Genomic DNA, 13,749 nt, shown 5'->3' with positions numbered 1-13,749 from the left:
TTTTGTCCGGCGCCGCAAGATTGGCTTGGGGAGCTAGAAGTTCGTTTCGAGGCTCGAAGGAGTCTTATTGAGGACCGTGGCGGCGGCACGAGACAGCGCGGCATCCTGGTCATGGTCCAGCGCGTACAGGCGGAATTGTACGAGCCTGGTGGGGAGGAGGTCTAAGAATTCCTCCAATGGTTCTGTGGAGACGCCCGTGGTCCCGGGGTCGTAGACGAACAGTGGAATGCCTCGGGTGTCTTTCGGGTCCGGGCGTGGGTCAAGCGGCGCCATGTCGACCCGGAACTGCACGTTGCGGAGAGAAGGGGGCAGTTCCTTTTGGATCTGTTGCTGGAACTGTTCATGGCTGGGAAAGTCGAGCCCGCGCTCTTTCCCCTTCTCCTTCAGAACCGTGCTGTAGGCCATCTTCCATTTTACGTCCCGATGCAGGATGCGCGACCATTCCTGATGCAGCCGCCGTTTGATGCCGCGGCCCGCGCGTTTCCAGTTCCGCACCTCTTCGAGCAGCGACCAGTCGGTCAGCGTCAAGTAGTCGCCCATTCGTTTCCGCGGATCGCCGGGAAAGAGGAGTTTCATCGTCTCACCGAAGATGTCCCGCAGGTGGATGTCGATGGCTCTTGTCGTCCGGTGATAGTAGACGTTCGAGTAGAGATACATCCGGGTGTTGAGGAACATCTGTAACGCCGGGAGGCCCGTCTTGTGAATCGTGAAGCCCTTGCCGGTGATGATCGTGTAGTGGATCAGCCGCGTGAGATCCACCGGGCCGACGGCCACCCCGCACATATAGGAATCGCGTAGGACATAGTCCAGGTTATCCGCCGTATAGCTTCCCGAGATCACCGGCTGGAGCATGTTGATCCAGCGCGGAATGCGAGAGTTGTCCTTGCCCTTCTCCTTGAGGATGACGTGCGCAATGAGATCCGGGTTCAACTCTTCGCCGCGGTCGAAGGGACCGGAGGGGCTACGACGGAGCTTGCGGATGATGGGACCAAGATGGTCGCGCACGATGATCTGTCCAAGTTTCTCGTGGGACAAGCCGAAGCCGTGAAGAAAATTGTCGTCGAAGAAATGACAAAACGGCCCGTGGCCGATGTCATGGACCAGCGCGGTAATGCGCAGGAACTCTTCCACAAACGCCGCCGAGGGCGTATCGGGCGCCGCTTTCTTGAGGAACGGGTAGAGGTGCCGGGCAAAACGTCCGGCCACGTGCATCGTGCCCAGCGAGTGCACGAATCGCGTATGTTCGGCGGACGGATAGACCCAGCGCGCGCTCTGCAACTGGTAGATGTAGCGCAAGCGTTGGACCCAGGGGGAATCGATCAGATCCTTTTCCGTCCGTTCCGTCGGGTCCGGCGTCGCAAAGGGGACCGTGAATGAGACATATTCATGGATTGGATCGGCAATCAAGGCCGACCCGTCGTAGGGAGCGGGAGGTTGTGCGGGAGGAAGTTTCATAGCCTGTGGGGATCTTAGCCCAGGTTGCGAGAAGGGGGCAATGGCGTGTGGAGGGTCGACTGTCTGGCTTTGCGGTAACGGCGGATCAGCCAATAGGCCAGGGGGTAGGAACAGAGGCCGCCGAGGATGCTGAGGATGGTACCGCCCAGAAAAAATGGCCAGGCATGCGGACTCACTTGATGGTAAATGCCCATGAAACTCAAGTCGTGCCATTCGAAGGACGGGACCTCCGAGCGGCCGAGGATGACGGCTCCCGTCCAGTAGGTTGCGCCAAGGATGGGAATCAGGGTCCAGGGGTTGTTGATGAAGGCTCCGGCCAGCAAGGCGACTACATTCAGGCGAAACGCCCAGGTGCAGAACCCGACCATGATCATGTGCAAGCCGTAGGTCGGCGAAAATGCGATGAAGGCGCCGATCGCGAAGGCGAGGGCCGTACGATGCGGGGATTCATCCAGATGCAGCAGTTGTCGAAAGAGTGAGCGAACGTCCGCCACTAGTGCGCCGATTTCGTTGGTCCACTCAGGTCGTGGACGGTCTCGAGAAGTGTTCGTAACTCAAGGCCGGCAGCGGCAGGCGCTCGCCGGTAGACGCGTGGAGGCGCAGACCTTCACGCATGGTTGTCATTTCACCGATGCAGGTAAAGCGGAAGGCCGTCCCTGCCGCCAACCTCTTGAAACGTGCATGCTTCCCGCGGGGCACGGTGAACAACAATTCATAGTCTTCGCCCCCCGTGAGGGCCACCTCTTCCGGCACCAACCCGGCTGCCCGCGCGAACGCACGACAAGCCGGTGAGACAGGAAGCGCCGTAGCCTGTACGGCGACACCGACGCCGCTCTCCTCGCAAATGTGACGCACATCGCCGCTCAATCCGTCCGAGAGGTCGATGGCTGACGAGGCCAGGGAATGGGACGCAAGCCATTGCCCTTCGGCGACCCGTGCGGTCGGGCGATGGTGCCGACGCAGCAGAAACCGGACGTCGGACTGGCGGAGCGTTTGCCGAAGCGAACCGTGCGCGCCGAGGAGGCTCAGGCCGGCATGGGAATCTCCGATCGTCCCCGTGACGTAGAGAAAGTCTCCGGCGCTGGCGCCTGATCGCAGCAGCGCTCGACCCGGACGTGCCGTGCCGGTCAACGTAATACTGAGGAACAGTCCCTGCCGGGAGGAGGACGTATCCCCGCCGATGAGGCGGACCCTGTGGGGGGTGGCTGCTTGCATCATGCCTCGGTAAAGACGGCGGATCTGCGCACCCGAGCAGGTCGATGGGATAGCGAGGGCGACCAGGAGAAACCGAGGGATGCCGCCCATGGCGGCGATGTCGCTCAGGTTGGCCATGGCGGCGCGGTAGCCGATGTCTTCCAAGGATGAGGAGCGGAGATCAAAGTGCACGCCTTCCGCCAGGAGATCCGTCGTGATCAACAGCTGGTTGGCGGAGGAGCAGCGGAGTACGGCTGTGTCGTCGCCGATTCCCCGTACGATATCGCGATCCGCACGCGCGTAGTGCCGCTGCAGGGAGCGGATGAGAGCGAATTCGCTGGCCAGGGGTGATGATGGACGGGCGGCGCGAGCCGGCATATCAGCTGGTCCTACGGCCCGCGTCCTGTATCCGACGCGGCCCGTTCCATTCGCACGCGCCCGTCATCGTGGTCGTCTCAGTGCGAGAGGGACGGCGATGCCGCAGGCATCTGCATACCTCGGCGAGCCGGGACCGCACCGCGCTTGGATTTGCCGGCACGGGCGGCCTTCTCTCTCGCGCCCTTCGGTGTGGCGGCATTGGCTTTGCCGGACGGAGTCCGGCGCAATGCGGCGTGAATGACGTCGTCCATGGTATCGACGAAGCAGAGGTCGATTCCCTTCAGCAAGTGCTTCGGGATTTCCTCTAGGTCCTTCTTATTGCGTTTCGGGAGTACGACCGTCGAAAGTTTCGCGCGTTTGGCCGCGAGGATCTTCTCCTTCAGACCGCCGATCGGCAGGACTCGACCGCGCAGCGTGATCTCACCGGTCATGGCCAGGTCCCGCCGGGTGGGAATCTGAGCCAGCGCCGACGCAATGGCGGTGGCCATTGTGATGCCGGCCGAAGGTCCGTCCTTCGGAATGGCACCGGCCGGCACGTGGATATGGATATCGTTCTTGGCGAACATGTCCGGATTGATGCCCAGCGTCTTCTCGCGGGACCGGACATAGCTCAATGCCGCCTGGGCGGATTCCTTCATCACGTCACCCAAATGTCCGGTGAGCGTGAGCTGTCCTTTGCCCTTCATGACCGTAGCCTCGATGTACAGCACGTCACCGCCGCTTTCTGTCCAAGCGAGACCCGTGGCGACCCCGATCTCGTCCTTTTCGAGTTCGGCTTCGGGCACGTATTTGGGCACGCCGAGGAACTTGTGCAGATTGGACTCATCAATGATCTGGCACTGCGTCTTCCCTTCGGCGACTTTCTTGGCCACCTTCCGCATGAGGTTGGCGATTTCGCGTTCCAGGTTCCGTACACCGGCCTCGCGGGTGTAATGCGTCACGACTTGCCGGATGGCCGGTTCGCCGATGCGCACGTGCTTTTCCGTGATACCGTGTTCGTTCATCTGGCGGGGAATCAGATACTTTTGCGCGATGCCGAGTTTCTCTTCCTCCGTATAGCCCGGGATATCGATGACCTCCATTCGATCCCGCAGGGCGGGCAGGATGGGATCGATCAGGTTGGCCGTCGTCACGAACATCACTTCGGTCAAGTCGAACGGCACGCCCAGGTAGTGGTCGGTGAAGGTGTTGTTTTGTTCGGGGTCCAGGACCTCGAGCAGGGCCGCCGAGGGATCGCCACGGAAGTCCATGCCGACCTTGTCGACTTCGTCCAGCATGAAAACGGGGTTGTTCGTCCCGGCTTGTTTCATTCCTTGAATGATGCGGCCGGGCAGGGCGCCGACGTAGGTCCGCCGGTGGCCTCGGATCTCCGCCTCATCTCGGACGCCGCCCAGGCTGATACGAACGAATTCGCGGCCGAGGGCGCGGGCGATTGATTTGCCCAACGAAGTTTTCCCGACGCCGGGAGGTCCGACGAAACAGAGGATCGGACCCTTCATCTTTTCTTTGAGCTTGCGGACGGCGAGGTACTCGATGATCCGTTCCTTGACCTTTTCGAGATCGTAATGGTCCTCGTTCAGAACCTTCATGGCGGCTTTCAGATCGAGGTTGTCCTTGGACTTCTTGGCCCAGGGAAGCTCGACCATCCATTCCAGATAGGTCCGGACCGTGGCGGATTCCGCCGTATCGGGGTGCATCTTTTCAAGGCGCTTGAGTTGTTTCTCGGTTTCCTTGAGGACCTTCTCGGGCATCTTCGCGTCTTTGATGCGCTTGCGAAATTCCGCGACCTCTTCGGCCCGTTCGTCCAACTCGCCGAGTTCCTTTTGGATCGCCTTGAGCTGCTCGCGCAGGAAGTATTCCCGCTGGGTCTTGTCCATCTCCCCCTTGGCTTGCGCCTGGATCTTTTGCTGCATGGAGAGGACTTCGATTTCCTTCGCGAGAATTTCGCTGACATGGCGAAGGCGCTGGATCGGATCGACGATTTCGAGCACGGCTTGCGTCACGTCGACCTTGAGTCCGAGGTTGGAGGCCACCATGTCGGCGAGGCGTCCCGGGTCCTCCAGGTTCTCGATCACGACCATGACGTCGGGGATCAACACTTTGCCGAGGCTGACGATCCGTTCGATCTGCTCCTTGACGGTGCGCATGACCGCCTCGGTCTCGAGCGTGGACCCGGCCTGTTTCGTCTCAACCAATTTCTCGATCCGCACTGAGTAATAAGGATCGTTCTGGATGTATTCCTCGATCCGGCCTTTGGCGAGACCCTGCACCAGGATCTTGATGCGTTCGTCGGGCAGTTTCAGCATCCGCATGATGATGCCGACGGTGCCCACGGCATGGATGTCGTCCGGTTGAGGATTTTCGACGTCGAGCGATTTCTGGGTAGCGAGGAAGATCATGCGGTTGCCCGCCAGCGCGGCCTCGATCGCCTTGATCGACATCTCGCGCCCGACGAACAGCGGCAGCACCATGTAGGGGAACACGACGATGTCCCGCACGGGCAGCAAGGGGAGTTGGTCCGGCGGTTCCAAGTTCTGATTGCTCGAGAATTCCTGCTCAGATGCTTCAGCCATGAGACTCCCGTATCGTGGGTGGAAGGTCTAGGGTTCGCTGTTGCGCGGCCACAACGCGTTGAGTGTGGGCCATCCGCGTGAGGAATTAACTGGAGGCGCGTTCCCGGGCCTGGTTCGCCCGGCCGTTTGTCCTGCGGCGATTTTCGGCGACCGAGGATCGAAGGCGCTGTTGGAGATAGTCGCCGAACGCCGGCCCCAATGACGGGTTCTTGAGTGCGAATTCGACGGTTGCGATCAGGAAGCCCAACTTGTCGCCCGCGTCGTGGCGCTGCCCCTGCACCTCATGCGCGAACATCGGGGCCTGCCGCACGAGCTGTCGGAGCGCGTCGGTCAGCTGGATCTCGCCGTTTTTTCCCGGGGGGGTCTTGCGCAGAATGGGGAAGATCTCCGGAGGCAACACGTACCTTCCGATGACGGCGAGATTGGACGGTGCGTCCGCGGGCGCCGGTTTTTCAACGAGGTCGCTGACACGGTGGAGGCCCGTGCCCATTCGTCGCGCGGAGACGATGCCGTATCGGCTCACTTCCTGGTGCGGAACTTCCTGCACGCCCAGCACGGCGCCTTTGCGTTTCTTGTAAATGTGGATGAGCTGGGCGAGTCCGGGGACCGGCGCGTCGATGATTTCATCGCCGAGAATGACGGCGAAGGGTTCGTCGCCGATCAGGTGTTGGGCGCACAAGACGGCATGCCCCAGGCCCAACGCTTCCGATTGCCGGACGTAACAAAAGTTGGCGAGATTCGAAATGTGCCGAATCTGGTTGAGAACCTGCGCCTTCCCGCTGCCTTTGAGATTTTCTTCCAGTTCGAGCGAGCGGTCGAAGTGGTCTTCGATGGCGCGTTTGCCGCGCCCCGTGATGACGATGATGTCTTCGATGCCCGACGCGACCGCTTCCTCGACGACATATTGAATGAGGGGCTTGTCGACCAACGGCAGCATCTCTTTTGGAGAAGCTTTCGTGGCGGGAAGAAATCGTGTGCCAAGACCGGCTGCGGGGATGATAGCTTTCCGAACGTCTGTACGTGCCATACGCCGGATAGTATGTGATGAACTGAATGAAGTCAAGATTTCACGCCCTCTCGCGCCGCGTCGTATTCGCCGCTTGCCGCGCGGGGAAACTCCTTTACATTGCAAAATGTGGTCAATATAATCCGGGAGTTTTAGAAATCTTTTCGAACTCGCGGTTGTGCTGCGCACAGAACGGCACCCTGGTGCCTTCGATGGCGGAAGTCGGCGGCGGGACGTTGCGCTGAACGTCGCGCGACGCACGACGGCCGTTCGTCCCTTGGTTCCGCTCTCGACCTCTTGGGCCATCATTGCCTGCATTCCCGTCGCGTAATAAAAGGATCGTAGTGGGACAGACGGGACGCACGCACTGGGTGTTGATACTTATATCGACGATTGTAGCGCTCTACGCGGCCGGCGCGGCAAGCATGTTGCTGGCGGAGGAGGGCGCTTCGCGTGTGGCCTCGGTCACGATCAAGGGCAACAAGCGTATCGAACTGCAGGCCATCGAAGGCCGGCTGACGCTGAAGGCGAACGATCCGTACACGGCGGACGCGCTTCGCGCTCAAGTCAAGATCCTCTATGACACGGGCTACTTCGAAGACGTGCAGGTCGAGACCGAGCCGGGGCCTCAAGGCGTCGCGATCATGTTCGTCGTGCGCGAGAAGCCGTTCATCACCGAAATCGTGTTTGATGGGAACGAGGAACTCAGCGACGACAAGCTCAAAGAAAAAGTTACGATCAAGAGCCAGACGTTTCTCGATCAACAGCAGGCGAAAGAAAGCGCGGACAAGGTCCGGCTGGCCTATCAGGAAGACGGATATTTCAATTGCCAGGTCGTGCCGGTTATTCAAACCGTCGATGAGGACCGGAAACGCCTGACCTTCTTCATCAAGGAGGGGACCAAGGCCAAGGTGCGGGCGGTAAAATTCGACGGCATGCGGGCGGCGACCAAGGAAGAAATGTTCAAGGTGATGGCCACCCGCGAGTGGATCCCCTGGTATGGCCTGGTCACGCAGCTGAAGGTTCCGTCGATTCTGTCGGATGCCGGGGTGCTCAAACGGGAAGAGGTGGCCAACGACATCGAGCGTATGCGGGAGGTGTATCTGAACAAAGGCTACTTGAACGTTCAGATCGGCCAGCCTGCGATCGAGTTGAGCAACGACAAGAAGTGGTTCGAGGTCAGTTATACGATCGTCGAGGGTGAACCCTACACGGTGGCCGAGATCGGGTTCCGGGGCAATACGGTCTTTGAGGATCACGAATTACGGGAAGGACTGGGGATCAAGCCGGGCGAGATCTTCCAGCGCGCCAAGATTCGCGGTGAAATCACCCGCATCACCGACCTCTACGGAGCGAAAGGGTATGCGTTTGCGGACGTCGTCCCGAACGTCAATCCAGACAACAACACCAAGACCGCATCGATCCTGCTGAACGTCAAGGAAGGCGAGATGATGCGGATTCGCGAGATCCACATCAACGGCAATGACAAGACCCGCGACAACGTGATCCGGCGGGAACTCCGGCTGGACGAGCAGGATGTGATCGACACGCTGGCTTTGAAGCGAAGCTTCCAGCGTTTGAACAACCTCAACTTCTTCGAGACCGTCGAAATCTTGCCGCAGCAGGTCGATGCCGACAAGGTCGACTTGAACGTGAAGGTGAAAGAAAAGCCGACCGGACAGTTCAGCATCGGCGGCGGGTTCAGTACGCTCGACAAATTGGTGGCGATCGCGGATATCACGGAAGGCAATCTGGGCGGCAACGGGTGGTTGGGGCGTATCCGGGGGCAGTTGGGCCAGCAACGGTCATTGGGGTTGGTGACGTTCCGCAATCCGTACGTGAACGATTCGTACAATGCCTTGCAGCTGGACATCTATCGGACCATTACCAATTATATTTCCTATTTCGAATCCAAGGCGGGCGCCAGCGCAACTTGGAGCCGGTGGTTGTCCGAATATGTGAACGGCAGCGTCAGCCTGTTCGCGGAGCAGATTACCTACAGAGACCCGCAGGAAGGGCTTTGCCCCGACGTCATTCCCTTGATTTGCCGCCAGCTCGGCAATCAGTCCTCCACCGGCATCCGGACGTCGATCTTCCGGGACACCCGCGACTATTACCTCGATCCGCGGACCGGGTGGCGGATGCAAATCGGTGCCGACTACGGCACACCGGCGCTGGGGGGGACGAACCACTTCTATAAGATGTTCTTCGATGTCATTAAGTACACGCCGTTGCTCTATGACACGCGCTTTTCCATCCATGCCCGCTATGGGTTCACGCAAGGGCTCGAGGGGAAACCCATTCCGTTGACCGAGCGTTTCTTTGTCGGCGGCATCAACACGATGCGCGGATTCGTGTTCGGCCGAGCGGGGCCCGTCACGCCGTCGGGCTCATTGCTGGGCTCCGCCAAGGAACTGATCTTCAACAACGACTTCATTTTTACGATCAGTTCCGAGGCCAAGCTCAACGGGGTCCTCTTTTTCGACTATGGGACCGGTTTCGACGACCACGAGACCGTCAGTCTCAACAAGCTTCGGAAAACCGTGGGGTTCGAAGCGCGCTGGATTTCGCCGTTCGGTCCGTTGCGGGCCGCCTACGGCATCAATTTGGAACCACGCCCCACCGAGCGGAGGGGCGTGTTTGAATTTACGATCGGGTCGCTGTTCTGATCAGGATAGGTTGATACATGCTACCTGCACACGTCAGTCTGAATCAGTCGGTGTTCCTACGGGCTTCACTTTGCGCGGTGATTGTCGCCTGGGCCTTGGTGAGCGGCGGCTGTCGCTCGAGCAATGTCACTGTGCCCTCGTCTGTCCGGGTCGGGGTCGTCGATCCTCAGCGGGTGTTGAACGACACCAACGTCGGCAAGAAGGCGAAGGACGCGCTGGCCTCGTTCACGAAGAACCGGCAGGCGCTGATCGAAATGGAAGAGAAAGAGCTGCGCCGGATGGAAGAAGATTTCATGAAGCAGGGCAGCGTGCTCAGCCCGACCGCGAAGCGCGAGCGAGAGGAGCAATTCCGCCGGCGGATGGCGGAGTATCAGCAGAAGGTCGGGGATCTGAACCGGGAAGTGGCGGATAAGCAGAAGGAAGTGTTGGACGGCTTCCGGGACAAGTTGGAGGGCATCTCGGGCAAGGTCGCGAAGCGCCTGAGCCTGCAACTCGTACTGGATCGGGGCCGGGGTGGGCCGACGATCTTTTTCGACGATACGGTCGATGTGTCGGCTCAAGTGATCGAGGAATTCAATCGGCAGTATCCATGAGGAGCCCTATGAAGGTACGACTTGGGGTCATTGCGGGTGCGGGCGCGGCGATCGCGCTGTGGCTGACGTCATCGGCGTCGGCGGCGGACTCGTTTAAGGTGGCGATGATGGATCAGCAAGCGGTGGTCGAACGATCCGTCGCGGGCAAGCGGGCGCTGGAGGAGTTGAAAACCTATTCGACGACGCGCCAGAAGATCATCGATTCGGATGATCAGGAGCTCAAGGAACTCGAAGCCGGTATGCAGGACGCCAGCTTGACCGAGGATGCCAAGAAGGACCGGCAGGCGCAGTTCCGGACCAAGCTCGAGGCCTATCAACGGCGGATTCAGGATTTCAACCGCGAGGTCCAGGAGAAGCAGCGGGCCATGGTCGCCGAGTTCGCGCAGAAGATTCAGGGCGCGGCGTCCGCGGTCGCTCAGAAGGAAGGCTTCACGGCGATCATCGACAAAGGCAACGAGGCCACGATCAAGATCATCATCTATGGGCATCCCTCGGTCGATCTGACCGAGAAGGTGATCAAGGAATTCGATCGCCAGAACAAATGAGCCGGGCGACGACGCCCTCGTCGTCGGTAACCAGGGAGGCGGGCTGATGTCAGTGATGGACAATGTGCAGGTACAGGCGGTGCTTCCCCACCGCTATCCGTTTCTGCTCGTCGACAAGATTCAAGAGCTGGATCCGGATCGCCGGATCGTGGGGATCAAGAATGTCACGGTCAACGAACCGTTTTTCACGGGCCATTTTCCCGGGCGTCCGGTGATGCCCGGCGTCCTAATTCTGGAAGCGTTGGCTCAGGTGGGCGGCGTGTTGGCCTTCAAATCGCTCGGAAACGTGGGGCGGCCGGTGGTGTATCTCACCGGCATCGACGCCGCCAAGTTCCGCAAGCCGGTCCTGCCGGGCGACGTGTTGCGTCTCGAGGTCGACGTGCTGAAGAAGCGGGCGCCGTTCTGGAAGATGCAGGGCAAGGCCTACGTGGAATCCGAGTTGGTCTGCGAGGCGGAAGTCACGGCGATGGTCACGGATGAAAAGCCGGCCCAAGGGGCATGAGCCGGCACCGGGATCGTACCGACCACGGAGCGCGCCTGCGCGGGTTCCGACCAACCAGAGACAGCCGGCCGGAGGCGCGGTGGGCCGCGAAGTTGTGACCGCGATCCAGGCCAGTGCGAGGAGGAGTTGAGTGAGAATACATCCAACCGCGGTGATTCATCCCAAGGCGGTGCTGGCGGACGATGTCGAAGTGGGACCCTATTCCGTCGTCGGCGAACACGTCACCATCGGCAAGGGGACTCGAGTGCTCGCCCATGTCTGCATCGACGGGTGGACGGACATCGGGGAGCGATGCGAGCTGCATCCCTTCGTGTCGGTGGGGGGGCCGCCGCAACACACGCACTACAAAGGTGAGCCGACCAAGGTCGTGATCGGTCATGACAACGTGCTGCGCGAATATGTGACCGTCAATCGGGCCACGGTGCAGGGCGGCGGCAGTACGACGATCGGCGATCACAACTTTCTCATGGCGTATGTCCACGTGGCGCATGATTGTCACTTGGGAAATCACCTGATCCTGGCGAATGCCGCAAGTCTGGCCGGACATATCGAGATCGGCGACCATGCGATTATCGGGGGCCTCTCGGGAATCCACCAGTTCGTCCGGATCGGGCCCTACTCGATGGTGGGCGGCTGTTGCGCGCTCGGGCAGGATCTTCCGCCGTTCATGCGCGCCGCCGGAGGGTACCGTGCCCGAATGTACGGATTGAATTCGATCGGGTTGCGGCGACACGGATTTTCTTCGGACCGCATCTCCGCCCTGAAACATGCCTATGAGGTACTGTTTCGTTCCGGTCATCGTGTCGCCGAAGCCGTGAAATTGGCCAAAGCGTCCTACGGACAGAATCAGGACGTCATGCAGGTGGTGCGCTTCATGGAAGGCACGAAGCGGGGCATTTGCCGGTCGGTCGGCAAGGAGCAGGAAGGCGAGGATGAGTAAGCAGTTTGATGCCGGGCCCGCCGGGAATATGCCGGGCGGCGCAGGGCAGCGAATCGGTCTGATCGCCGGCAACGGCCGGTTTCCCATTATCTTTGCGGAAAATGCAAGGAAGCTGGGGTATGCGGTCTCTGCGGTCGCCCATGAAGGCGAAACCGAACCGGAGTTGGAACGGCATGTCGAGCGCATCCACTGGATCAAAATCGGCCAGTTCAACAAACTGATCGAAGCGCTCAAGGGCGACGGCGTCAGCCAAGCGGTCATGCTCGGCGGTATTCGCAAGACCCATGTGTTCACTACGATGCGGCCGGATTTTCGCGCCCTGGCCTTGGCTGCCCGGCTCGTCAATCTGAAGGACGATGAGATCCTGCGCGCGGTGGCGGAGGAAATCGAAAAAGAGGGGATCCGGATCAGGGAGTCGACGTTCGGTTTGTCCGGCATCCTTGTCGAACCAGGCACCTTGACCTCGCGCGAGCCCAACAAGAAGGAATGGGACGACATCCGCTACGGATGGGACATCGGGAAGCAGATCGGTTTGCTGGACATCGGGCAATGTGTGGTGGTGAAGGACCGGGTCATCGTGGCCGTAGAAGCGGTCGAAGGGACCGACGGGGCGATTCGCCGCGGAGGCGAGTTGGCCCATGGCGGGGCCGTCGTCGTGAAACGGTGCAAGCCGCAGCAGGATCTGCGGTTCGATCTGCCGGCCGTCGGGCCGCGCACCATCGAAACCATGGAAGCGGTCAAGGCATCGGTGCTGGCGCTCGAGGCGGGACGGAGCATTCTGCTGGATCGGGAAGTGACAATCGAGAAGGCCGACCGGGCCGGCATCGCGATCGTCGGGTATGGGGCGGATGCCGAAAGACAAGGATAGAGTGGCCGGTGGGGATGGAAGGGGCATGAAGCGGTTGCGGGCCGGCGTAATCGGTGTGGGGCACTTAGGGCAGCACCATGCCCGGCACTATGCGACGTTGCCGGGGGTGAGCTTGGTCGGGGTGTACGACACGGACCCGAGTCGTGCGAAACTGATCGCGGATCGCCACGGTGTCTCCTCCTATCAACGCATCAAGGATTTGTTGAACGACGTCGAAATTGTAAGTGTCGCCGCGCCGACCTCCGCGCACTACGCTGCGGCCAAGGCCTGTCTTGAGGCTGGAAAACATGTCCTCGTCGAAAAGCCCATCGCCGTGACCGTGGCCGAAGCCCGCGAGTTGGTCGATCTGGCGAAGCGACAGAGATCCGTGCTGCAGGTCGGGCACAGCGAGCGGTTCAACCCGATCATGCAGTTGATGCGTCCCCACATCGTTCGGCCAGCGTTCATCGAGTGCCACCGGCTCAGTCCGTTCGTCGAACGGGGGACGGACGTGGACGTCGTGTCGGACCTGATGATTCATGATCTGGACCTCGTGCTGTCGTTCAACCCCGGACCGGTGGAGGACGTGCGGGCCGCCGGTGTGGCGGTGCTGTCTTCCAGTATCGATATTGCCAACGCCCGGATCGCCTTCGCCGGCGGTTGTGTGGCCAACCTGACGGCCAGCCGGATTTCGGCCACGAAGATGCGCCGGTTGCGGGTCTTCCAAAAGCAGCATTACCTGTCCATCGATTTTCAGACCCGGCAAGCCGCCATCTCCAAGCGTGTCCAGGGCGAGGGGACCAAGCCGACCATCGAGGTGGAACAGTTCAAAGGCGGTGATGAGGAACCCCTGCGGATGGAGTTGGAGTCGTTTGTGGGTTCGGTGGCGTCAGGGACTCGCCCGGTGGTCTCCGGCGAAGACGGAGCCGCCGCGCTTGAGCTGGCTCATCGGATCTTGGCGGCGATTGGCGCGTTCGTGCAGCGGCAGGCGGACGGCGACGTTTCGGTTGCCGGCGGCGCTTCCGTTCGGTCCGCGACGTGAGGCAG

The 13,749-nt window shown here is 60.6% G+C and carries 12 protein-coding genes; 7 read left to right on the top strand and 5 right to left on the bottom strand.

Features of this window, described 5'->3' with window-relative positions:
• Positions 1 to 33: 33 nt before the first annotated feature.
• The 5 genes from KF814_15015 to galU form a co-directional block, all read right to left on the bottom strand.
• Positions 34 to 1,455, bottom strand: coding sequence for an HD domain-containing protein (locus tag KF814_15015; protein ID MBX3237458.1), 1,422 nt, complete (start codon positions 1,453 to 1,455; stop codon positions 34 to 36).
• A 14-nt stretch (positions 1,456 to 1,469) separates the two neighbouring features.
• Entirely contained in the window at positions 1,470 to 1,949 is a 480-nt protein-coding gene (locus KF814_15010; protein ID MBX3237457.1) for a DUF2062 domain-containing protein, read from the bottom strand.
• A gap of 25 nt (positions 1,950 to 1,974) precedes the next feature.
• Positions 1,975 to 3,027: a thiamine-phosphate kinase gene (gene thiL, locus KF814_15005; protein MBX3237456.1), complete on the bottom strand. Its 1,053-nt coding sequence runs from the start codon at positions 3,025 to 3,027 to the stop codon at positions 1,975 to 1,977.
• A gap of 77 nt (positions 3,028 to 3,104) precedes the next feature.
• Positions 3,105 to 5,600 carry an endopeptidase La gene (gene lon, locus KF814_15000; GenBank protein MBX3237455.1) on the bottom strand — a complete coding sequence of 832 codons (2,496 nt, stop codon included), beginning with the start codon at positions 5,598 to 5,600 and terminating at the stop codon, positions 3,105 to 3,107.
• Between the two features lie 85 nt (positions 5,601 to 5,685).
• A complete protein-coding gene (gene galU / locus KF814_14995) occupies positions 5,686 to 6,627 on the bottom strand; it encodes a UTP--glucose-1-phosphate uridylyltransferase GalU (protein ID MBX3237454.1) in 942 nt (313 codons plus the stop codon).
• Positions 6,628 to 6,950: 323 nt separating this feature from the next.
• On the opposite strand from galU, the gene bamA reads away from it, so the two are divergent.
• The 7 genes from bamA to KF814_14960 all read left to right on the top strand — a co-directional run bounded on the left by bamA (position 6,951) and on the right by KF814_14960 (position 13,744).
• On the top strand, positions 6,951 to 9,275 hold the full coding sequence (gene bamA / locus KF814_14990; protein ID MBX3237453.1) for an outer membrane protein assembly factor BamA: 2,325 nt from the start codon (positions 6,951 to 6,953) through the stop codon (positions 9,273 to 9,275).
• A 17-nt stretch (positions 9,276 to 9,292) separates the two neighbouring features.
• Positions 9,293 to 9,868 (top strand): OmpH family outer membrane protein, encoded by a 576-nt coding sequence (locus KF814_14985; GenBank protein MBX3237452.1) that lies wholly within the window; start codon positions 9,293 to 9,295, stop codon positions 9,866 to 9,868.
• Between the two features lie 8 nt (positions 9,869 to 9,876).
• Positions 9,877 to 10,413, top strand: coding sequence for an OmpH family outer membrane protein (locus KF814_14980; GenBank protein MBX3237451.1), 537 nt, complete (start codon positions 9,877 to 9,879; stop codon positions 10,411 to 10,413).
• Between the two features lie 46 nt (positions 10,414 to 10,459).
• Complete coding sequence (gene fabZ, locus KF814_14975; GenBank protein MBX3237450.1) at positions 10,460 to 10,915, top strand: 3-hydroxyacyl-ACP dehydratase FabZ; 456 nt, start codon at positions 10,460 to 10,462, stop codon at positions 10,913 to 10,915.
• A 130-nt stretch (positions 10,916 to 11,045) separates the two neighbouring features.
• Entirely contained in the window at positions 11,046 to 11,855 is an 810-nt protein-coding gene (gene lpxA, locus KF814_14970; GenBank protein ID MBX3237449.1) for an acyl-ACP--UDP-N-acetylglucosamine O-acyltransferase, read from the top strand.
• A 28-nt stretch (positions 11,856 to 11,883) separates the two neighbouring features.
• Positions 11,884 to 12,723, top strand: a complete 840-nt coding sequence (gene lpxI, locus KF814_14965) for a UDP-2,3-diacylglucosamine diphosphatase LpxI (protein ID MBX3237448.1) — start codon at positions 11,884 to 11,886, stop codon at positions 12,721 to 12,723.
• Between the two features lie 25 nt (positions 12,724 to 12,748).
• Positions 12,749 to 13,744, top strand: a complete 996-nt coding sequence (locus KF814_14960) for a Gfo/Idh/MocA family oxidoreductase (GenBank protein MBX3237447.1) — start codon at positions 12,749 to 12,751, stop codon at positions 13,742 to 13,744.
• Positions 13,745 to 13,749: the final 5 nt, after the last annotated feature.

The organism is Nitrospiraceae bacterium (genome assembly GCA_019637075.1).
Classification (GTDB): Bacteria; Nitrospirota; Nitrospiria; order Nitrospirales; family Nitrospiraceae; genus JAHBWI01.
Note: the sequence above shows the minus strand (reverse complement) of the source record. Positions and strands in the feature narration are given on the sequence as shown.

Coding starts and splice junctions, on each gene's coding strand:
- KF814_14985 (MBX3237452.1), top strand. CDS start 9,293: ATGCTACCTGCACACGTCAGTCTGAATCAGTCGGTGTTCCTACGGGCT.
- KF814_15015 (MBX3237458.1), bottom strand. CDS start 1,455: ATGAAACTTCCTCCCGCACAACCTCCCGCTCCCTACGACGGGTCGGCC.
- thiL (MBX3237456.1), bottom strand. CDS start 3,027: ATGCCGGCTCGCGCCGCCCGTCCATCATCACCCCTGGCCAGCGAATTC.
- KF814_14960 (MBX3237447.1), top strand. CDS start 12,749: ATGAAGCGGTTGCGGGCCGGCGTAATCGGTGTGGGGCACTTAGGGCAG.
- fabZ (MBX3237450.1), top strand. CDS start 10,460: ATGTCAGTGATGGACAATGTGCAGGTACAGGCGGTGCTTCCCCACCGC.
- lon (MBX3237455.1), bottom strand. CDS start 5,600: ATGGCTGAAGCATCTGAGCAGGAATTCTCGAGCAATCAGAACTTGGAA.
- galU (MBX3237454.1), bottom strand. CDS start 6,627: ATGGCACGTACAGACGTTCGGAAAGCTATCATCCCCGCAGCCGGTCTT.
- KF814_14980 (MBX3237451.1), top strand. CDS start 9,877: ATGAAGGTACGACTTGGGGTCATTGCGGGTGCGGGCGCGGCGATCGCG.
- lpxI (MBX3237448.1), top strand. CDS start 11,884: ATGCCGGGCGGCGCAGGGCAGCGAATCGGTCTGATCGCCGGCAACGGC.